This is a genomic window from Geminocystis sp. CENA526 (genome assembly GCF_050753365.1).
Taxonomy (GTDB): domain Bacteria; phylum Cyanobacteriota; class Cyanobacteriia; order Cyanobacteriales; family Cyanobacteriaceae; genus Geminocystis.
Map to the genome: position 1 here is coordinate 1 of NZ_JBLZFY010000314.1, position 1,045 is coordinate 1,045.

Below are 1,045 nucleotides of genomic sequence, written 5' to 3' on the forward strand. Positions count from 1 at the left end.
GGAAATATTAGAGGTTAGTCGTCAGCATTTAATTGAATTACTAGAATCAGGAGAAGTTCCAATACCGTTTCGCCGAGTAGGAAAACATCGTAGATTAAGGGCGGAAGATGTTATTAATTATAAGAACAAAATTGATGAACAAAGGCTAAAAACATTGGAACAATTAGCCAAACAAGCCCAAGAATTAAAATTAGGCTATGAATAAAATTGAGAGCATTAGAATTAATTAAAAATCCCCACGCAGGAGAGATTCTTAAACAAGAATTTTTAGAAGAATTAGGTATGAGTCAAAATGCTCTCGCTCGTGCTATTAACGTACCTTCTAATCGTATTCATGCCATTATTAAAGGTGAAAGAAATATTACTGCCGATACTGATTTACGGTTATGTCGTTTTTTTGGGCTTTCGGAAGGCTATTTTTTAAGGCTACAAAATAGTTATCAAATCATGGAAGCAAAACGCAAATTAGGAGAACAATTAAACTTAATTACTCCCTTTAAAATTAATTAAGGAAGTTCGATCGAATCTTTCCATTCTTACATAGACTCTTGTTTGTTTTTCAAAGAATTTACTTTATAATGATTTAGGCATTTTTTTCACCAAATTAAGGTTATAGTTATACAGAGCGACAGGTCGATCGAGAGCTAAAAAATAATCGGGATCTTCTGGAGATAAATATATAGCAGTGACTTGAGTAGCTTCGATGTTATTATTATTAACTAAATGATATTTTGTGATGGTTTCTACTAAGTTTAAATAAACACTTTGAGGACGGCGAAAAAATTGTCTTGTCATTTCGATCGTGATAAATTCAGTAGGTGAAATAGTCTCTTGTTGTCGCCCTATAACAGTAGAAATTAGCTCGTTATTTTCATTAAAAATAGTTTTTTGTTCTGTGGAATGTAAGGGATTAATAATCACTTGTTTAACATTTTTTTCTCCTAAATAGGCTTGAGCGATCGATAAACCATTGAAGGCTCGATCGGGAATAATTACTTGATTTTTATTGATAATTGTCGGCACAAAATTATTATTTTTAGGAGTT

General features: G+C 31.9%; 2 protein-coding genes and 1 pseudogene. 2 read left to right on the plus strand and 1 reads right to left on the minus strand.

The features are described from left to right. Positions 1-205: pseudogene (locus ACN4EE_RS23615) on the plus strand (DNA-binding protein); the annotation flags it as partial. Positions 206-207: 2 nt separating this feature from the next. After that, positions 208-510 carry a HigA family addiction module antitoxin gene (locus ACN4EE_RS23620; RefSeq protein ID WP_431708954.1) on the plus strand — a complete coding sequence of 101 codons (303 nt, stop codon included), beginning with the start codon at positions 208-210 and terminating at the stop codon, positions 508-510. A 63-nt stretch (positions 511-573) separates the two neighbouring features. Here the strand turns inward: ACN4EE_RS23620 and ACN4EE_RS23625 are convergent. Then, positions 574-1,045, minus strand: a 472-nt coding sequence (locus tag ACN4EE_RS23625; protein WP_431708955.1) for a DUF6816 family protein, incomplete at its 5' end; no start/stop codon positions are given.